Annotated in this window: 22 protein-coding genes; 11 read left to right on the forward strand and 11 right to left on the reverse strand. The window is 45.5% G+C overall.

What is annotated here, in order from left to right:
• Positions 1-13: 13 nt before the first annotated feature.
• The 4 genes from CI960_RS14685 (at position 14) to bioD (ending at position 3,562) form a co-directional block, all read left to right on the forward strand.
• The gene (locus tag CI960_RS14685; protein WP_005854770.1) at positions 14-1,207 is read left to right on the forward strand and encodes an 8-amino-7-oxononanoate synthase; all 1,194 of its coding nucleotides are present in this window, start codon (positions 14-16) and stop codon (positions 1,205-1,207) included.
• Between the two features lie 37 nt (positions 1,208-1,244).
• Positions 1,245-1,910 carry a DUF452 family protein gene (locus CI960_RS14690; protein ID WP_005854768.1) on the forward strand — a complete coding sequence of 222 codons (666 nt, stop codon included), beginning with the start codon at positions 1,245-1,247 and terminating at the stop codon, positions 1,908-1,910.
• Positions 1,901-2,662, forward strand: coding sequence for a malonyl-ACP O-methyltransferase BioC (bioC, locus tag CI960_RS14695; RefSeq protein WP_005854766.1), 762 nt, complete (start codon positions 1,901-1,903; stop codon positions 2,660-2,662). The genes CI960_RS14690 and bioC overlap by 10 nt, the downstream gene beginning before the upstream one ends.
• Positions 2,663-2,881: 219 nt before the next feature.
• On the forward strand, positions 2,882-3,562 hold the full coding sequence (gene bioD, locus CI960_RS14700) for a dethiobiotin synthase (RefSeq protein WP_005854764.1): 681 nt from the start codon (positions 2,882-2,884) through the stop codon (positions 3,560-3,562).
• Between the two features lie 7 nt (positions 3,563-3,569).
• Here the strand turns inward: bioD and CI960_RS14705 are convergent, their stop codons facing one another.
• On the reverse strand, positions 3,570-3,962 hold the full coding sequence (locus CI960_RS14705) for a YkvA family protein (protein WP_005854762.1): 393 nt from the start codon (positions 3,960-3,962) through the stop codon (positions 3,570-3,572).
• 237 nt (positions 3,963-4,199) lie between these two features.
• On the opposite strand from CI960_RS14705, the gene CI960_RS14710 reads away from it, so the two are divergent.
• Positions 4,200-7,286 carry a TonB-dependent receptor gene (locus tag CI960_RS14710; RefSeq protein ID WP_005854760.1) on the forward strand — a complete coding sequence of 1,029 codons (3,087 nt, stop codon included), beginning with the start codon at positions 4,200-4,202 and terminating at the stop codon, positions 7,284-7,286.
• A 33-nt stretch (positions 7,287-7,319) separates the two neighbouring features.
• On the forward strand, positions 7,320-8,807 hold the full coding sequence (locus CI960_RS14715; RefSeq protein ID WP_005854758.1) for a RagB/SusD family nutrient uptake outer membrane protein: 1,488 nt from the start codon (positions 7,320-7,322) through the stop codon (positions 8,805-8,807).
• Between the two features lie 54 nt (positions 8,808-8,861).
• Here the strand turns inward: CI960_RS14715 and CI960_RS14720 are convergent, their stop codons facing one another.
• The 7 genes from CI960_RS14720 to CI960_RS14750 all read right to left on the reverse strand — a co-directional run bounded on the left by CI960_RS14720 (position 8,862) and on the right by CI960_RS14750 (position 13,674).
• The gene (locus tag CI960_RS14720; RefSeq protein ID WP_005854756.1) at positions 8,862-9,443 is read right to left on the reverse strand and encodes a DUF417 family protein; all 582 of its coding nucleotides are present in this window, start codon (positions 9,441-9,443) and stop codon (positions 8,862-8,864) included.
• 93 nt (positions 9,444-9,536) lie between these two features.
• Positions 9,537-10,373: a helix-turn-helix domain-containing protein gene (locus CI960_RS14725; RefSeq protein WP_005854754.1), complete on the reverse strand. Its 837-nt coding sequence runs from the start codon at positions 10,371-10,373 to the stop codon at positions 9,537-9,539.
• A 119-nt stretch (positions 10,374-10,492) separates the two neighbouring features.
• Positions 10,493-10,963 (reverse strand): thioredoxin, encoded by a 471-nt coding sequence (gene trxA, locus CI960_RS14730; protein ID WP_005854752.1) that lies wholly within the window; start codon positions 10,961-10,963, stop codon positions 10,493-10,495.
• 218 nt (positions 10,964-11,181) lie between these two features.
• Positions 11,182-12,087, reverse strand: coding sequence for an outer membrane beta-barrel protein (locus CI960_RS14735; RefSeq protein WP_005854750.1), 906 nt, complete (start codon positions 12,085-12,087; stop codon positions 11,182-11,184).
• Between the two features lie 21 nt (positions 12,088-12,108).
• The gene (locus CI960_RS14740) at positions 12,109-12,573 is read right to left on the reverse strand and encodes a hypothetical protein (protein ID WP_005854747.1); all 465 of its coding nucleotides are present in this window, start codon (positions 12,571-12,573) and stop codon (positions 12,109-12,111) included.
• Positions 12,574-12,586: 13 nt separating this feature from the next.
• On the reverse strand, positions 12,587-13,132 hold the full coding sequence (locus CI960_RS14745) for a hypothetical protein (RefSeq protein ID WP_005854744.1): 546 nt from the start codon (positions 13,130-13,132) through the stop codon (positions 12,587-12,589).
• On the reverse strand, positions 13,123-13,674 hold the full coding sequence (locus tag CI960_RS14750) for an RNA polymerase sigma factor (protein WP_005854742.1): 552 nt from the start codon (positions 13,672-13,674) through the stop codon (positions 13,123-13,125). Before CI960_RS14750 ends, CI960_RS14745 begins: the two co-directional genes overlap by 10 nt.
• 69 nt (positions 13,675-13,743) lie before the next feature.
• Between CI960_RS14750 and CI960_RS14755 the strand changes: the two genes are divergently transcribed.
• The 5 genes from CI960_RS14755 (at position 13,744) to CI960_RS14775 (ending at position 17,631) form a co-directional block, all read left to right on the forward strand.
• Complete coding sequence (locus CI960_RS14755; protein WP_005854740.1) at positions 13,744-14,196, forward strand: PepSY-like domain-containing protein; 453 nt, start codon at positions 13,744-13,746, stop codon at positions 14,194-14,196.
• Positions 14,197-14,273: 77 nt separating this feature from the next.
• Entirely contained in the window at positions 14,274-14,954 is a 681-nt protein-coding gene (locus tag CI960_RS14760) for a response regulator transcription factor (protein WP_005854737.1), read from the forward strand.
• Between the two features lie 2 nt (positions 14,955-14,956).
• Positions 14,957-16,228, forward strand: coding sequence for a HAMP domain-containing sensor histidine kinase (locus CI960_RS14765; protein ID WP_005854736.1), 1,272 nt, complete (start codon positions 14,957-14,959; stop codon positions 16,226-16,228).
• Positions 16,229-16,295: 67 nt separating this feature from the next.
• Positions 16,296-16,739 (forward strand): PepSY-like domain-containing protein, encoded by a 444-nt coding sequence (locus CI960_RS14770; RefSeq protein WP_005854734.1) that lies wholly within the window; start codon positions 16,296-16,298, stop codon positions 16,737-16,739.
• A 49-nt stretch (positions 16,740-16,788) separates the two neighbouring features.
• Complete coding sequence (locus CI960_RS14775; protein WP_005854732.1) at positions 16,789-17,631, forward strand: PepSY-like domain-containing protein; 843 nt, start codon at positions 16,789-16,791, stop codon at positions 17,629-17,631.
• Between the two features lie 119 nt (positions 17,632-17,750).
• Here the strand turns inward: CI960_RS14775 and CI960_RS14780 are convergent, their stop codons facing one another.
• Genes CI960_RS14780 through truA form a run of 3 tightly spaced genes read right to left on the reverse strand, consistent with a single transcriptional unit; the run spans position 17,751 to position 20,050 of the window.
• Positions 17,751-18,380 carry a DUF3256 family protein gene (locus CI960_RS14780; protein ID WP_005854730.1) on the reverse strand — a complete coding sequence of 210 codons (630 nt, stop codon included), beginning with the start codon at positions 18,378-18,380 and terminating at the stop codon, positions 17,751-17,753.
• Between the two features lie 11 nt (positions 18,381-18,391).
• The gene (locus CI960_RS14785; protein WP_005854727.1) at positions 18,392-19,288 is read right to left on the reverse strand and encodes a DMT family transporter; all 897 of its coding nucleotides are present in this window, start codon (positions 19,286-19,288) and stop codon (positions 18,392-18,394) included.
• Positions 19,289-19,291: 3 nt separating this feature from the next.
• Positions 19,292-20,050, reverse strand: coding sequence for a tRNA pseudouridine(38-40) synthase TruA (truA, locus tag CI960_RS14790; RefSeq protein WP_005854725.1), 759 nt, complete (start codon positions 20,048-20,050; stop codon positions 19,292-19,294).
• Positions 20,051-20,130: the final 80 nt, after the last annotated feature.

A 20,130-nucleotide genomic window follows, 5' to 3' on the forward strand; every position in this document is an offset into this window, starting at 1 on the left:
AATATATAGATATATGAAATCATATAACGAGCAACTTACGGCTTTACGAGCCTCCGGGAATCTTAGGCACCTACCGGAAGTCGAGCATCAAGGAATATGGATATTAAAAGAGGGAAAGCGTATGCTGAATCTCTCTTCCAACGATTATCTTGGATTAGCCAGCCGGCAGGATTTACAAGAGGAGTTTCAAGCATCCACACAAGACCGCTTCTATCCCTACTCCTCATCATCATCCCGCTTGCTGACGGGTAATTTCTCCGTATATACGAAACTGGAGAAACAGATCGCCCGCTCCTTCGACCGGGAAGCCGCATTGATCTTCAATAGCGGCTATCATGCCAACACCGGAATCCTCCCGGCCTTAACCGATAAACAGACCTTATTACTCGCCGACAAGCTGGTGCACGCCAGCATCATCGATGGCATCTTGTTGAGTGGCTCCCCATTCCTCCGTTACCGCCACAACGACTATGACCAACTGGAACGCCTCGTACAAAAGAACGCCTGTCAATACGAGACGATCATCATCTTGACCGAAAGCATTTTCAGCATGGACGGGGATGTAGCGGATTTAAACCGCCTGATAGCTATCAAAAGGCAATATCCCAATATCCTATTGTACGTAGACGAGGCTCATGCCATCGGAGCCCGTGGAAAGACGGGGCTAGGTATCGCCGAGGAACAAAGTTGTATCCAAGAGATCGATCTATTGGTCGGTACTTTCGGCAAGGCGTTAGCGTCTATGGGGGCCTATTTGGTTTGTTCCCGTACGATACGGGAATATCTGGTCAATACGATGCGACCGCTCATATTCAGTACGGCCCTGCCACCGTTCCAAATCGCATGGACTTCCTTCATCTGGGAGCAACTCCCCTCGTTCACGAAGGAACGGGAGAATCTTCTAGCATATAGCCGATTGCTGGCGGAGGCTTTAACGGGCAAAGGAGGCGAGATCAGCCAAAGCCACATCATCCCTTTCATTGTGGGAGAGAGCGAGGATTGCGTACGGAAAGCGGAAGAGCTACAACGAAAAGGCTTCTACTGCCTCCCCGTTCGCCCGCCGACAGTGCCCAAAGGTACCTCCCGTATCCGCTTCTCCCTTACGGCAAACCTCACAATAAAAAATATTCATCAACTGATTGTAGAGACGGGGCGTGCCTTGTCTCCCACCGGGACATGCCCCGTCTCTACACCCCCGGATAGATAACTGGATAGATAGTATGTATATAAATTGAATTGATAGTATGTATATAGATAAGATAATAAATAAGCTATCCCCTAGTCTGATCCTCTGTCTCGCCGGCTGGTCCACCTCGCCGGAGCTTTTCCGCCATCTGGAAGTACCGGAGCAGACAGACCTATGGATTGCCTACGATTACAGGACGCTCGCATTCGAAGAGACATTCGCCCCCTATAAAGAGGTACATCTGGTCGCTTGGTCTCTAGGCGTATGGGTAGCCACCCGACTCTGGGCAGGCCACCGATCCTTTACCACGGCGACCGCCCTGAACGGTACCCCTTTTCCCATGCACGATACGCTAGGCATCCCGACCGCGATCTTCGAGGGAACCCTCCATCATATCAGCGAGGAAGGCATGCGTCGCTTTAACCGCAGGATGTGCGGAGACAAGGAGACATTCAATCGCTATTCGGAACTCTCACCACGTCCGCTGGAGGAAATCAAGGAGGAACTGGAATCTCTATATAATCAGATCCTCCCGGAAAAGCTCGAATCAGCCGATCCACGGATATCCACCTTCTGGGATCAAGCCATCCTATCCACCGAAGATAAGATATTCCCGGCAACCAACCTCCGGAACTACTGGCAAGGCCGTTGCCCCATCCAAGAGATCAAGGCGCCTCATCTTCCTTTTTACCACTATCAATCATGGAACGAATTATGGAAGTAATCGAACAAGAACGGATCCGCCGGCGTTTCAGCCAAGCGGTGAATACATACGACGATCACGCGGATGCCCAGAAACGGATATGCGCCCATCTGGTACAGCTATTGACCGCATACACCTCCTCTCATTTCCGCAGGGTGCTGGAAATCGGTTGCGGAAGCGGCGGATTCACCCGTTTATTAAAACAAGAATGCCAAATCGAGGAATGGGTACTCAACGATCTTTGCGAGACTTGGCAAAGCGCCATCGAGGAGTTGTTTCCTTCCGCCACTCCTCTATTCTTGGCCGGTGATGCCGAGCGACTGGCTTTTCCCGGCACGTTCGACTTGATTGCCTCGGCCTCCGCCCTGCAATGGATGAAAGACCTTCCACGTTTCCTCCATAAGCTATCGTCCACCCTATCGCCCGGAGGCATGCTGGCTTTCAACACCTTCACGCCAGACAACCTTCACGAGATCAAGGAACTGACCGGAGAAGGGCTCACCTATCCTACCGCCGGACAATTAAGGGAGTGGTTATCCACCTACTTCCGGATCGTCCATGAAGAGGAAGGAAATATCGCCCTGACCTTCCGGCACCCGCTGGAGGTGCTAAGACATCTAAAGTACACGGGTGTCACGGCCAACGCCTCTTGCGTCTGGACACGGGGAAAACAGGAACGTTTCTGCCGGGATTATCAAGAGAGATTCCCCTCGGCGGATGGTGGGGTCACATTAACTTACCGTCCACTCTATATCTTAGTGGTCAAAAGATAAAGGTGAGGTAGATCGCCTCTTCCGAGGTATTGATCCTTTCACCTATATGATATAATCGTATCACAAGGGTGAAACGATCTTTTCACAAAGGTGATACGTTCTTTTCACAAAGGTGAAAAGATCAATAGCGCAGAAGAATAGGAATAAATCTCTTAGAGACAAGGAGTAATATCCATAGAGACAAAAGATTAATCAAGCAACTATTTAAACAACAGAACAATGAACCATCAAACGAAAGAAAATGTATTATTTATCTCCGGCATAGACACGAACGTCGGAAAGACCGTAGCCACCGGAATGATCGCCAAGGCATTGGCGAAAGCCGGAAAGAAAGTGATCACCCAAAAGATGATACAGACCGGATGCGAGCACGTATCGGAGGATATCGAGGCACACCGCCAAATCCAAGGGCTCCCCTTTACCGACGAGGATACGCAAGGACTGACTTGTCCTTATATCTTCACCTATCCCTGCTCTCCTCATATGGCGGCGGCGAAAGATGGAAGACGTATCGATTTAGAAACGATCACCCAAGCCACCCGGCGATTGCGAGAGACCTACGAGTATGTATTACTGGAAGGAGCCGGAGGACTGATGGTTCCGAACGACATGGAATCCCTTACGATCGATTATGTGAAGGAACAGGCGTATCCCCTGATACTAGTCACGTCCGGCAAGCTGGGAAGTATCAATCATACTTTGCTCAGCCTGTACGCCTGCGAGCGATACGGTATCGAGGTAAAAGCCATCGTCTATAACCAATATCCAAGCATCGACCCGCTGATCGAGGCGAATACCTTGGAGTATCTAAAGGCCAAATTCCCGGAGATCCCCTTAATCCTCCTTCCGGAAATGAAAAAGGGAAGCGAGGAGCTTCCCGATATTCGCCCGTTGCTATAACGCCCTATCAAGCCGGATCAGGAAACAGATCCAGTATTTTCTGATCCGCTTTTCTCCGGATCTCCGGTGTAATGCTATCCTTCACCATTTTCAATACGAAAGTCATCACCGCCACATCGTCCGTGAAGCCGATAATGGGGAGCACGCTCTCCGGGATCAAGTCGAAAGGCAATATAAAGTATCCTAAAGCCCCGATTATATAAGCCTTATGTTGAAGAGGTACCTTTTCATCCTGCAACATATAATACAGCGTGAAGACAGGACGCAATACCGTAGCCCCCACTTTCTTCGCTACCCGCTCTATCTTCTTCCAGAAACTCTTCTCCGAGAAATAAGTCCCATATCTTTGTATCTCATGTACTTCCTCGAAAGGAACATCCTCAATCTTTCTTGTGTCCATAAACGAATCCTATTAAATCATCTTTCACAAAGATAACAAGTAGTGTAGAAAAATTGCACATCAAATGAGGAAATATTACACAATGCCACCTCCACACCCGTATTCAAAGCTTTTCGTAATAATCTCATAAGAAAACAATTATAAAGAAATCTACAGGATTTATCACATCTGGCACGCCTTTTTCAGATAATCCTTTAGTTAGTATAGGTATTAATAAGACGTTTTAAACAAAAAGAGATGAGAAATGTAAAAACATGGGGCATACTATTCCTATGTCTACTTCTATTGCCCGGGGTAGCGTATGCGCAAAAAAGACAGATCGAAGGAACGGTGATTTCCCAAGAGGACAAGGAGCCTCTGATAGGAGCGACCGTTATCGTAAAAGGGAGCCTGTCGGGAGCGGAGACCGATCTTGACGGGCATTTCACGCTGGAAGTTGATCCTGACGCCAAATTCATTATTGTCGATTACATCGGCATGAAGCAGACCCAAGTACCTATCCCGAAAAGCGGTATCTTAAACGTGGCTTTACAACCGGAGGCGATGAACCTCGATGAGGTCGTGGTAACCGGTTACGGTAACTTCTCACGTTCTTCCTTTACCGGTTCCGCCAACACTTTACGGGCTGACCTACTGAAAGAGATGCCGGTGGTTTCCATAGAACAAAAACTACAAGGCATGACCTCCGGTGTCAATATCACGGGAAGCTCCGGGCAACCGGGAGCGAACGCATCCATCCGTATCCGTGGTATGGGCTCGTTCAACGCATCGAACGAACCTTTGTTTGTGATAGACGGAGTTCCCGTCACCTCGGGAAACCTAAGTACCGGAAGCGGATCGGAGGCCTCCTACATGAACAATGCCAAGACCAACATCATGAGTACGATCAATCCCTCCGATATCGAGAATATCACGGTTATCAAGGATGCCGCCGCCGCCTCCCTTTACGGTTCCCGTGCGGCCAACGGTGTTATCTTGATCACGACCAAACAAGGATCGAAAGGACGTACCCGGGTCACGTTGAACGCTAGCACAGGATTCTCGGACGCAGCGGTAGACTTCCGCCCGACCCTCAACGGAGAGCAACGCCGGGAACTACTTTATGAAGGCTTGGTTAATTACGCGCAAGACCAGATCGCCAAAGATCCCGCATCTTTCACCCAGACTCCGGAAGAGTACGCCAACGCCAATATCGGGGCATACACCTCTGTTCCCGCTTTAGGCTATACCGATTGGAAAGACGTGTTGATGAGACAGGCCGTACATCAAAATTATGAGGCTTCCGTTTCCGGAGGCTCCGAGAACACGACGGTCTACAGCTCCTTGGGTTATCAAAAACAAGAGGGTCTGGTGGAGAACTCATCGATGGAACGATACTCCGGACGCTTTAACGTGCAACAAAAGATCGGCAAACGAGGCGAGGCCGGAGCGAACCTCATGTTCTCGCAAGTGAATCAAGAGATGAACGAGGAACGTACATCCAGTATCAATCCTTTCTATTGCATGGCGGTAGCCACTCCTCCCTCCTACCCGGTATTTAACGAGGATGGTTCCTACGCCAATACCTATCCCGGAACGAACGTAAATCCTTTGCGGGATATGCGTACCGACTATAACCGGGTTCGTATGACCCGTATCTTCGGTACGGCGCACGGTGCGGTAGAGATTATCAAAGGACTTAAATTAAAGGAAGTACTCAGCTATGATTATAGCATCCAGAAGGATGCCCGATATTTCAACGCATTAAGCGGGGCGGGTCCCAAGAGCGGTAGCGATGCCCAATCGTCCAAAGGTTTTATCGAATACGGGAAACTGATCTCTTCTACCTCGTTGAACTACGTGAGGACATTCGCCAACAAACATCATCTGGATGTACTAGCCGCTTATGAGGCGGAAAGTTTCCAGACGGATAAAGCCGCCGGTGAGAAAAGCAAGATGCCGTCCGACCAATTATTTGAGCCGGACAATGCCGCCGTTATAAACAGTTTCGTATCCTCTACACAGGATTATCGGTTGCTTTCTTATCTAACCCGCTTGAATTACGATTACGACAACCGGTATTATATCGCCGGAAGTTTCCGTCGGGATGGTAGTTCCCGATTGGCGCCGGAGCATCGCTGGGGTAATTTCTGGTCGGTCTCAGGCATGTGGCATCTGGGAGCCGAGGATTTCATGAAAGCCGTAAAGCCGGTGTTGAGCGATGTCAAGATCCGTGCCTCTTATGGCGTGAACGGTAATCAGCCGGGATCTTATTACGGTTATATGGGTTTATATAGTTACGGAAAGAACTATATGGATAACCCCGGTTCGTATGAAAGCACACAAGCTAATCCCAATCTAAAATGGGAGAAGAACTATAATATGAACCTCGGACTAGACCTTGCGTTTATCGATCGCATCTTCGTAACGCTCGAGTATTACAATCGTGACACCAAGGATTTGCTTTACAACCGTCCGATCAGCGCCACGACCGGATTCCTGAACTATCTGGGTAATCTGGGGCAGTTAAACAATAAAGGTGTCGAGCTGGAGGTTCGTTCCTTGAATATCTCAAACGCAGATTTTAATTGGACTACGGTATTGAACTTGACACATAACAAGAATAAGATCGTGGCCCTTGATGGTAATCTCGATCAAGTGGTGGAAAGTAGTTGGTTTATCCGGAAAATAGGATTGCCATTCAATACATTCTATGTAAAGGAATTCGCCGGGGTAGATCCCTCGAGCGGAAATGCGCTGTATTATAAAAATACGGAAGACGAGAACGGCAATCTAGACCGCACCTTGACCCAAGATGTCAATGAGGCGCAAGCGGTTCCTTATAAACAAGTAGATCCGAAGATATCCGGCGGCCTTACCAATATCCTTTCTTATAAATGGTTCGACTTGGCCTTTACGCTCTCTTATTCATTGGGCGGCTATTCTTTCGACAAGACCGGTACGTATATCGAGACAGACGGAGCCAGCGAAGGAAACCGCAACCTGCCCATCTATGAGTTAGACCGTTGGCAAAAGCCCGGTGATATCACCGACATTCCCCGTTTCGTATTGGGACGCTCCGACAAAGTGAGCGGTGGTTCCTCTCGCTTCGTACATAGTACGGATCACTTGCGGTTAAAGAACCTGACGTTCGGGTTTACCCTGCCTCATAACTGGACCGATAAAGTCTTGCTGGATAAAGTCCGTGTCTATTTCTCCGGCAGCAACTTGCTGACTTGGGCGAAATGGAAGCAATATGATCCGGAAGTGCCCGTATCCGGCGAGGTATTCTGTGAGACACCGCCCATGCGCACCTTTAGTTTCGGCGTGGAAGTTAATTTCTAAACACAACAATTCATTCGATAAAAAAGAAATACAATGAAATGGTCAATTAAATATATCGTAAGCGCTCTTCCTTTCTTATTCACGGCTTGCTCCGGAGATTGGCTGGATCTGGATCCCTCCACTTCCGTGACCAGCGATAACGCTATTCAGTCACTGGAAGACGCTAAAACCGCATTAAATGGAATCTATCGCATAGCATCCGAGCATAGTTATTATGGAGACAACTACCTCTATTATGCCGACTGCCGTGGCGAAGACGTACAAGCTCGTATTGACAAAGGTCCCGGCAGACGTGTATCTCCGTACTATCTGTTCAACGTAGCCGCCGACGACGCTTTTAATATCACGAGAGTATGGAACCAACCCTATATCGTGATTCATCAAGCGAACAGCTTAATCGAGAAAATAGACAACGGTAGCGTCCAAACCTCCGACACGCAAGAAATCGCCCGTATAAAAGCAGAGGCGTTGGCTATGCGTGGCTTGGCCTTATTCGATTTAACCCGTCTCTTTGGCATGCCTTATACACTGGATAATGGGGCGTCCTTGGGTGTTCCCATCGAGATCAAGACGGAGTTGCCGACTCACCAACCGTCTCGCAACACGGTAGCCGAATGCTACAACCAAGTGATCAAAGACCTGACCGAAGCCTTACCCAACCTTGTTACAACCAAATTCGACGGTCACCAAAATGTATGGAGCGTGAAAGCACTTCTATCTCGTATCTATTTATATATGAACGATAACGAGAACGCCCTTAAATACGCTCAAGAAGTAATCAATAACGGAGATCTTTATACCTTGTTCACGCACGATGAGTATACCTCCGTATGGGGAAAAGACTTCAATTCCGAATCCCTGTTCGAGTTCTACTTTACGCTTACCGAGCCTTCCGGCGGTAGTGGCGGAGAAGGCGCTCCCATGGTATATGCCGATAACGTGAAAGATTGGAACAATTTGGTCTTGACGAAAGATTTCTTGGATTTACTGGGTGAAGACCCGGATGATGTTCGCCATGCCTTATGCCGCTTACCTCAAAAACCGGACGAGGATATCCTTCCAACCGGTTCGACCGGACATCCTAAATATCTGACGAAGTATCCCGGAAAAACAGGAGATGTATTGACCGGCAATCCGCAAGACAATGACCTATGCATCATCCGTCTGTCCGAGATATACTTAAATGCGGCCGAGGCGGCTTTCAAGCTAGGAAAACGTAGCGAGGCGTTAGGCTACCTGAATCAAATCGTAAGCCGAGCCAACCCCAATAAATCCGTTAGCGACTCCGAGCTTTCCCTAGAGAGAATCCTTAAAGAACGCCGCAAAGAATTGGTTGGCGAAGGACATGCGTTCTTTGATTACATGCGTAACAATATTCCGGTAATCCGCAAGGGCGGTTGGCATTTACCGCAATTACCTACCGACGCACAGGTGATCAACGCTTCCGATCCCCGGGTAGCACTCCCGATTCCGCAAAGCGAGATCGACGCAAACCCGAATATCGTACAGAATAAACGGTAACCAACAAGAAAAAGGGGAATGGCATTAAAACCATTCCCCTTTTTCTTGTTTCGCTTATTTCTTTTTCAAGATCCGTTGCGCCGAATCCGACAGCACCACGATCGCACCGGCCAGTATCGCCGTATCTTTTATCACCAATCGCCCGGCCCCCGATAATAACGGGAAACCAAATTCCCCGCTGCCGAGATTAGGTACCCAGACCTCCGGAGTCGTGACCAAGAAGGACAACGTCCCGAACGTCATGATTATAGCCAACCCCGCTCCTACCAAACCGATCTTCGGCGAGAAAATGCCGAGGAAAGTCAAGATACCAATCGCCATGATCAAGATTCCCAAGCCACGAGAGAAGCCATACGTGTTATTCTCTTGATGCCACTCATGCTTCGCTTGATCGAACTCACCCTCTTTTAATTTATACGTCTTATATTCGGGAGCGCTTTTTGTATAGAAGAAACTCATGAAAGGGCTGTTCGCCACAAACGGAACGATGCCTTCCGCTTCATAATTCCAGAACTTCAAACCGCCGATCCACACAAATATGATCAAGATCGATATACGGATCAAATTAATACCTAGCTTCTGAGTAGAGGCCGCCACTTGCAAAAACGAGTAAAACAGGTCATTCAACTTTTTCATCTTATTATTTGTTTTATAGTATTGAACTTATACCGCAAAGATCGGTAGAAACACCTATCCCGTAAATGGCGATTTTACCGGATGAGTTAGCAATTATTCCTGTTTCTCTCTTTTCCGGTACTCAGAGACGCTTTCTCCCGTCATTTTCTTGAAAAAACGGCTGAATGTGGCTTGATCCTCGAAGCCCAAGATCTCCGTGATTTCCTTCGCACTCTTCTGGCTATATAATAGCAATCGTTTGGCCTCAGCCTCAATTCGTTCATGAATGATCCGCAACGGGGAAGGTAATCCGCAAGTCGTAAAAAGATTGGATAAGGTTTTTGGGGAGCGATGCAGCATATTCGCATAATCTTGGACCATCTTCTTTTCTTTAAAATGGTTATCTACCAATACATAGAACTGGCGAACCATATCGAACGCCTTTTCCCGTTCCGGGCTTACCGAAAACTTCTCACGTGCGATCCGGGTGCACAAAATAATGAAACGTTTCAGTAAGATACGCAGCATCTCCTCTTGCAAATTATCCTTTATGGCGTACTCACTCGTTAGGCTGTCGGTGATATCGCGCAAAGAGGCAACTTGGGATTCGCTCAATTTCAATTGCATCACATTGGAAGTCCCGTTAAAAAGAAAACCATTACACGACACCTCATTGTCATGTCCGAAAATACAATAGAAGTTACTGTTAAACAGAAGGGTCAAGTACTCGCCATTGATCGCCTTGAACTCGATATGGTGCAAAGGAGTCAAGGGAATAATCTCACCTTTCATTAAGGTAGTCGGTACGTGATCGATCTCCAGTTGCAACGAACCGCTTTGTACCCAAATAAACTTGTAAAGCGTATTATCTTTCTGCAAAGCAAGGTTCGTGTGATACGAATCGGTCAACGCTATATTACCTCTTAAGCGAGTATTAAAAATATATTCCATAGATTTCTTCCGGATTTTAAGACGGATAAAGATAACAATATTATATAAACAAAAAGCGGAAGTTCACTTTATTCCCAGCAAACTTCCGCGTCACTAATCCCCAAAACACACTATACGAGTTATTTCGACTCTAATAAAATATCATCTACCAATTTCTTCAACTCATTCTTCGGCATAGCCCCTTGAACCATACTCGGTTCTTTCTTCATCGGTACAAACAATAAAGAAGGAATACTACGGATACCGAAAACACTCGCTAAATCCGCCTCTTTATCGACATTCACCTTATATACGTTGATTTTACCCTCGTACTCTTTGCTGATCTCATCCAAGATAGGAGACATCATCTTACAAGGGCCACACCAAGTGGCATAGAAATCGATAACCGCAGGTTTATCACCCTCGAACTTCCATGCGTTCGGGTTTGTCTCAAAGTCATACACTTTCTTTACGAAATCTTCTTGTGTTAATTCTGTTACTGTCATTTTATTTTCTGTTTTATTGTTATTATTCTTATTTCCATTACTAGCGTTCGCCATTCCTACCAAAAGACTTGCGAACAATACGGCACCGACCTTAATAAAACCCATCTTGAACCTCCTTTTTATTTATTACTTTGTCTTCTATTTATATTGCAAAGTTCATCTTATTTCCACGATTAAGAAATGGCCATATCGCCGGATAAGTTTGCAATACTTCCCGATCCCCATCAAAAAAGTATAAAATAAGTTTTTTCAAGATAAATGCCGAACCTTGCTAACAAGATCCGGCATATCGTACGTTCTTTATCTCGCAAAAACTCAACGACCTACAAATGCAACTGCAAGCCGATAGAAACCGGATGCACCTTCGGACCTTTCCCATTTTCAAAGAGGTCGATCGGTGAGTACTTGGCGTAAAGACCGATCCAATCCCAACCGGCTTGAAATAAGAAATCCATAGTTACCGGACGGATATTCATACCGGAATCCATTTTCTCTTTGTGCTTTTTACCGGAAGCGTCATTATATACGATCTTCGAGGAAGAACAAGTCTTGATCACACCGACTACACCCGCAGACAAGAAGAATTCACTCGAACGCTTTTTAGGTTGCCATTCCAATAACAACGGAATGGTCAGACTCGTGATATTCAGCTTACTCGCTTTCAACGTAACACTCTCAGGAGCCGGACGTAAAGCCGTAACACCGTCTATCTCCTTGAAATACTCATTCGTATCTATCCGGTAACGGCTCCAACGCATACCGGCACCGATCACCACCGCCCAACGATACCGAGAGAACGGGAACGCTTTTTCCAATACATTCAAATTATATTCCAATGAGTTTCCACTACGAAGGGAGACTCCGTCTACATCATTTACATGTAAACTCCCATCCGCGAAGTTCGCGAAGCCCATTCCAAAACCGGCCCAATGCGGATTGAAGTCTTTATCCCAAGTAGGCACAGGGATATTGATAGACTTCACGTGTTTACGGCGTTCATAGTTTTGTCCGTCCCGGTAATGCCCTTCGAAGATCAACTCGTCGTCCACGGAATCACCATCCTCGTCTACCTCATACACCCTGACTTTCATGCGATCGCCATTATCTTTCACCTCGATACGTTTTCTCTCAAGGGTGATAATCGTATCCCCAGCCAAAGGCTCAACCTCAGCGGCCATCAACCCGATTACCGGGAAGCAAGCCATTAAGACTAAAAGTATTCTTTTCATCTTCCTATCTGTTTTGTTTGTTTATAAATCTTTCTTCGTAAATAATAGCGTGATTAAATCATCACTATCCAAATCTCCCTCAATGTACACCAAGGTTATTACCCCTTTCTTGCTGACCTTAAAAAGGACAAAACGGTTGATATCTGCTTCTACGCCCTTCAACTGGTAATAAGCGGAGACTACCCCTCCATCGTCCGTCACCTCTTTGATCTTCCGGGCCCCTTTCTGGTCCGCTTCCAGACATTGGCGGGTAAACCGCAGGGCTTCCGGATCATCTTTGATCGTAATACTCTTATAACGAGTCATGCCATACGTTTCCAACATCTCGTTAGACAACTCCACCATCGTGACATTACGTTTTTTGCCATATCGTTGAAAGACTTCCTGAATCTTCAAATCTTTCTGTGTCTCGGCAGCCGAGACACCACAAGGCATTAAGCAAAATACCGCCACCAGCAACCATAACATGTATTTGAACCGTCTCATATTTACAGTATTTTTATTCATTATCATCAAATAAAGAACGAAGCTCGTCCAATTGGTTATCTATAATCACACGATCGGCCTCATCAAGATCCACTTCCGGGAAGTACTCGTCCGTAGGAGTGGCCACCTCCTGCAAAGCTTCCAGCGCCATGGAGCGAACTTTATGAATATCCGTATAACAACGACCGTTTATAACGACATAATTATCCGAGCAGAAGCAAGGATCTACCGGATTCAACAGATGGTTAAGCCCCAAAAGCAGCAAGAAACTGGCGGCGATACCGGATACCAAATACAACACGGATCGTAAAGTAAATGTCTTCTTTTCCTCCACCTTTTCCGCATCCAGCATAAAAAGGATATCCTCATCAATCGGAATCAATGCCTCATCTGGCTGTCGTTCCTTCCGACTCTCTTCCTCCAAATAGGTAAACATAGGCGTATAGACCGCCAACCTGTCCGGAACATTCCCGGAAGTAAAGAAGGCTCGAAGTTCCCGCTCTTCTTCCGAAGAGGTTTCTCCTTCAAAATATCGGTTTAATAACTCGTCTATGTCCATTTCTCTTGTTTATTTAATTGTAAAAACTGTTCCCGTATCTTTTTCCGAGCCCTTGAGAGATTCACCCGGACATTCTCGACCGGTGTAGCCGTGATCTCCGCGATCTCGGCTAACTCATAGCCTTCTATATCCTTCATCCGGATAATGGTTTGCTGCAAAGTGGGCAACTGGGCGATCAAGCGCCGTATGCACTCGGCGGCATCCTTTTGCTCCAGTTGTTCGTCCGGGCTTACCGCTTCCGATATCAATGTAACGCTCTCCAACTCCGATCCCTGCGGCTTTCGCAACTTTATCTTATCCAATGAGAGATTTTTCGTAACCTGCATAGCCAGCGCCTCCACGCTATGGTAGGCATCCAGTTTTTCCCGGATATACCAAAGCTTTATGAATGCCTCTTGCACCACATCTTCAGCATCGGCTGCGTCCTCAACCAGTCTCCGGGAGAAATTCAACATCTTCTGCCGGAGAGGTAGTACGGTTATTTTAAACGTCTCAAGTTCCATTTCTATAATCAAGACGACAAAGGAAGAAAAACATATCATGGAAAATTAACTTATTTGGAAAAAACTTTGCCTGTCACCCGTTTGTTTGTAATAGAAAACTTAAACGTTATGAAACTAAAAGTATCATTTACAGCCATTTTATTCATGAGCTGCTGCTTATTCCTCACCGTAGGTTGCCAACAAAAGAAACAAGGTTTCGATGACAAATCGGTCTCTCAAGCGATTCAAAAGGTGATCCAGATAAAATATCCGGGGGCGACCATTACCGATTACGATAAAGATGCCGCAGGTGTAGAAGTCGACATCAAGGATAAAGGCGTTAAGAAAGAGGTTCTGCTCGGCAAAAATAACGAGTGGCTAAGTACGAAATTCGATATCCATGCCGAAGATGTTCCCGTAGACATCATGGATAACCTAACAAATTCGGCTTATCATGAATATAAGATAGATGAGGTGACACAAATAGACAAGCCTTCGGGAACATTTTACGTATTCAAACTAGAGCATGAGAACAATGAGGTTCGTCTCACGTTTAACTCAGAGGCCCAATTATTGAAGTAGAACGATACTGAATCTTTTCTTATTCCAGATTTTTATCAGAATATTTCAGTAGCTTTGTGTGATTAACAAGCTAGCCTATGAAAATTCTGGTAGTCGAAGATGAAAACGCACTGAGAGAAGTTATCGTTCGTTCTCTTGAAAAAGAACGATATGTGGTAGAGAGCGCTTCCTCTTTCCGGGAAGCTTCTCTTAAAATAAATGATTATGATTACGATTGTATCGTATTGGACATCATGCTTCCGGGAGGTAGCGGCCTTACCCTTTTGAAGGAATTAAGGGCCTTACGCAAGAAAGACAGTATCATCATTATCTCCGCAAAAGACTCTATCGAGGATAAAGTTACAGGATTAGATCTTGGGGCCGATGATTATCTGACCAAGCCTTTCCATCTGGCGGAATTGAACGCCCGCATCAAGAGCGTTATCCGCCGCAAGCAACAAGATGGGGAATTGCAACTGTCTTTAGCGAACCTAACGATATATCCCGATAAACATTCCGTCTATATAAACGGGAAAGAGATCGTATTGAACCGTAAGGAGTTCGATCTGCTCTACTATTTCATATCCAACCCCAACCGTTTGATCAGCAAAGCTACTTTAGCCGAGTCCGTCTGGGGAGATTATATAGACCAAGCCGATAATTTCGACTTCATCTATAGCCAAGTAAAAAACTTGCGAAAGAAATTAAAAGCCGCCGGAGCCATCCCCGAAATAAAGGCGGTCTATGGCTTCGGTTACAAAATGACCGACGAGGAATAAATATGAAGCTAATCCATTACACCCTCCGCAATTTATTTGTCCCCATATTGGTCATTTTCGCCGCTTGGGGATGTGTTTTCTGCCTTATGATTCTACATGAGGTAGAAGACGAGACAAATGACAGCCTTGAGAACTACAAAGAGATTATCATCCGCTCCGCCTTAGCGGACAGCACATTGCTGAAAGATCATGTGGATATCATGACCCGGTACTACATTCGTGAGGTTCCGGAAAGCGAAGCGAAACTAGATAAGGACGAGTTCTACGATACTACGGTATACATAGAGATAGAGCAAGAATACGAACCGGTTCGTGCCTTACGCACTTATTTCATGACAAAAGATCGTAAATTCTACGAACTGACGCTGGAGTTATCCACCTTAGAACAAGAAGATATGATCGAGACGATTATCTGGAGCATGGCCGTCTTATATATCGCATTGATAAGTTGCATCTTATTCGTGATCCATCGAGGATTCAAAAAAAGCTTTAAGCCTTTATATAAGCTATTAAGCTGGCTGAAAAGTTTTCAAGTAGGCAAATATAATCCTCCATTAAACAACCCTACACCCATCGAGGAATTTAAGATATTAAACGAGACCGTTCAAGAAAGCGTCAACCAGAGTGACAAGCTATACAACAAACAAAGACATTTCGTAGAGAATGCCGCCCACGAGTTACAAACTCCATTGGCCGTATGCATGAATAAATTAGAATTATTGAGCGAACATCCGGATTGCACGGAAGATCAACTGAAAGAGATCGCTGGCTTGCATCAAGCGTTGAACGGCATCATCCGGTTGAATAAATCCCTCCTATTACTTTCTCGGATAGATAACAAACAATTCCCCGAAACCCGGGATATTTGCCTAAATCATCTTATCCATAAGATATTAGAAGGAATTAATGACATATACGAAAGAAAAGCTCTCCACTTACGAGTTTCAGAAAAAGAGAGTTTGGTATGCACCATGAATGAATCGCTGGCCACTACGTTAATCACCAATCTCATTAAAAACGCCTATGTCCATAATTACGAGAAAGGGGATATAGGAATCACGATCTCTCGCCGTATGCTTACAATCTCAAATACGGGAATCGACAAAACCCTTGATAAGGAATTATTATTTGCCCGTTTTGCCAGCCAAAGCAAACAACAAGAATCGACGGGCCTTGGGTTGGCCATTGTCAAATCAATAGTCGATCTATATTCGATCCGGATAGATTACCAATACGCAAATGGCATGCATACATTCACATTATTATTCTATTAACGGCCGAAATTCCCAATTTTTTCCAAAATGCATCCTTTTCTTTGCGGTATAATAAAAAACAAGGCATATGAAAAGGATCAATTATTTACTGATAGTCTTATCATTATTATCTGTCATGGCTTGTGCCGGCAACGATAAGATCACGAGTGACACCAACATATTGCCGGTTTCCAGCCGCCAATTCATATCGGATCATTTTAAAGACATCCCAGTATCGCATATCCAAATAGAGAAAAATCTGATCCGGATTAGCAGTTACGACGTGATCCTCACGGACGGGACCAATGTTGAGTTTAACCATAAAGGAGAATGGAAAGAGATTAAACGGCATGGGCTCCCTATCCCGCCAGCGATCATTCCGGAGGTAATACAAGACCTTATCAAGAAAAACTATTCATCGAATAAGGTTGTTAAAATAGAAAAAGAGATACGGGATTATGAGATAAAGCTAGATAACGGTCTTGAGATGACATTCGACTTAAAAGGGAACTTGATTGATATCGATGACTAATAGACACTCTAAGATAAGTATTAATATATTTTTAATTAAAATCAATCGTATGAAAACAAAAGCATTCATAATGGCAACTTTGGTTTGCAGCTCATTCGTATTCATGTCATGTGATGACGATGATGACAAATTCACACCTGAGAGTATTGTAACAAAAGCCTTTGACACAAAATATCCGGATGCGCAACGTGTCAGTTGGGAGAACGAGGCAGGCTATGTCAAAGCAGAATTTTACACCGGTTCATATGAGGCTGAAGCGTGGTTTGATCCGCAAGGCAACTGGATGCTGACAGAGACCGATCTTCCTTACAACGCTTTGCCCCAAACCGTAAAAAACAGTTTCGAGGCAAGCCTATACGCTAAATGGAAGATAGACGATGTAGATATGCTAGAACGTCCGGACGCTGGTACCATTTACGTTCTCGACGTTGAAAATGGCGAGCAAGATGCAGACCTACATTATACGGAAGGCGGTATTCTCATCAAGGAAGTAACCGATGGTAACGGCGACAACGAGCATCGTCCCTCTGTTACCCCCAGCGCTATTAAGGAACTCATTTCAGAGATGTATCCGGGAGCGACAATCCTTGAGATAGATACGGAGACAAAAGGTATCGAGGTGGATATCCTTCATGAGAATATCCATAAGGAAGTTTGGCTGGATACCCAGAACAAATGGTTATATACGGAGTGGGAAATACGCTCTTCCCAAGTACCCGATATCGTGATGACCGCATTCAAGGCCTCCGCATATGCCTCTTATCAAATCGATGATATCCATGTCATTCAAAAAGCGGAAGGACTCTCTTATGAGTTCGAACTGGAGCAAGGAGACCGAGATATAACGATTCTTTTTAATGAAGAAGGGATCTTAGTCTCTCCTACCCATTAAAAAAAGACTCTTTATCGCAGTACTACTGCAACCCACGTGCAATATTGCCGCAACCGCCGTGCAGTAGTACCGCAAAAAAACCTCTTGAACTATATCGGAGTGGACAGATAAGGAAAGAATTACTGAAAATGATATTTCTGCCACGTATAGACTTTCGGTTCACTGAGATACGGCTCTATTTTCTCACGAGCCTCTTGGCTCAGATATTGAGGAGTCGTATAAATGGCGGTCAAAGTCTGATCATCCGGACTCAATCGATATTGAATTAAATCCATATCCAAATGTGAGGCGGCCTCTTGATAGGCTTCGTCTTTCTTATCTATTCCCTGCTTGATATACCAATCGGAAGTTGGCTGCGTGAATAAATCGGATGTTGCCAAAGGCTCCCAATTGGTCGTGAAAAACTCGATACGGCTATCCGGAACCGGGCCGTTTACCGTAGAGATCATACAAACCACGTAGGTATTGTTTACCAAGGGAAGTAATTTCATCTCTACCGTGCTACGCTCCGTAGTCTGTAGCAAAAGGTAATCGTTCGTTAGCTTTTGCAAGGTAGAAAAGCCATTCATCGTATTTTTCAGCCGGGATTCTTTTCCTGAAGTATAAAGATCCACCAAATCCTTTCGCCAAGCGTGCTCCAATTGAGGAATGTATTGGTCTGGCATCGCCGTGAACACACTTGTCATATCTTGTGCGTTCATTCCCAACGCAAAGACACAGATCAACAACGTAACTATAACTCGTCTCATTATCTAATTTTCTATTTTGTCCCCAAATATAGGAATATCATTCCTAACAACACAAGGAATAAGTCGATCGCCTTGTTCTTTAAGTTTTTTTCATGGAAGAAGATGGCTCCCGCCAAGAATGTCACCAATACGTTACTCCGACGTACCATCGATACGATCGAGATCATGGAATCAGGGAATGTCAAGGCATAAAAGTACACCCAATCCGCCACGCATAAGAATACGGAGATAAAGATGATATTCCATCGCCATTGGAAAGGCGTGCTCTTTTTCCGGTTCGGATACCATAGAAACAACAGGATAAATGACATGATAACACATTGATAGACATTAAACCAGACTTGTACCGTCATTACATCCATACTACGCATCAAATGCTTATCATACAATCCGCTCATCGCTCCGGTCAAGATAGACAGGACCGTGAAGAAGATCCATTTATTATGGGCAAAATGAATCCCCTCTTTCTTCCCCGATGAGGAAAGGAGATAAAAGGAAGCGATAGAAAGCAAGACTCCGACCCATTGAAATAGATTCAGTCGTTCCCCGAACAGAAGCATCGCACCCAGTAATGTAAGCACGGGCTGGCTGGCCTTGATCGGCCCGGTTATCGTCAGCGGCAAATGTTTCAAGGCAAAATACCCCGATATCCAAGAGGATAAGACGATCACCGCCTTTATCAATACCTTCAGATGGTCCTCCAAAGAGGCACGGGGTACATACACCATCGTCCCGTCCAAGCAATCCGTATAAAAAGAGAGCAAGATGAACGGGACGAAAATCAAACTGCTTATGAGCGTATTGAAGAATAAAACGGGAATAACGGCATTCCCATTTAACGACATTTTCTTATTGACCTCGTAACAACCTAACAAGAAGGCGGAGAGGAAGGCTAGAGCTAACCACATGGTTTAACCCTCCACAGGAAAGAGTTCTTCCGGGTACGTGACGTCTACCAAGAACAGGGCGTGTCCCGGCACGGAGGTTCCGGCCTTGCAACGATCCTTTGCCTCAATCACGTTTCGGAAGCCGTCTATCGTTAAACGTCCTCTTCCGACTTCCAATAAAGTACCAACGATCGCACGCACCATATTACGAAGGAAACGGTCTGCACGGATCGTAAACACCCAAATATCCCCTTCTTGCGTCCAACCCGCATGTTGGATATGGCAATTATTCGTCTTTACATCCGTATGCAACTTACTGAAACTCGTAAAATCGATATAATCGAATAAGACCTTACACGCCTCGTTCATCGCCTCGAAATCCAAACGACCGGGAAGCTTATAAACCAGCTCGTAATTAAACGGGTCTTTCCTTGTAGTAATATAATATTTATAGGTTCGTGAAGTGGCGTCGAAGCGGGCATGCGCTTCCGGTACGACAGGCACGATCTTATAAACGGCGATATCTTTAGGCAGCAGCCTATTTAATTTTTCCGCAAGGAAAGCCAAATCCTCGATCGGTCCTTCCCAATCAAAATGGGCGATCATTAAGCGGGCATGTACACCGGCATCGGTACGGCCGGCCCCCACAATAGGCACGGGCTTACGCATCAAGATGGCCAAGGCCTCCTCTATAGATTGCTGCACCGTCATACCATTCGGCTGGATCTGCCAACCCCGAAAATTCTTTCCGTTATACCCCAGATATATAAAATATCGTCTCACGCTTATACTCTTTACTTTATCTTTTCTAAAATATGGCACAAAGGTACAGAAATCCAGCCAAGCCGTTGCCTGAATGGACT

The organism is Parabacteroides sp. CT06 (assembly GCF_002257605.1).
Lineage (GTDB): Bacteria > Bacteroidota > Bacteroidia > Bacteroidales > Tannerellaceae > Parabacteroides > Parabacteroides distasonis.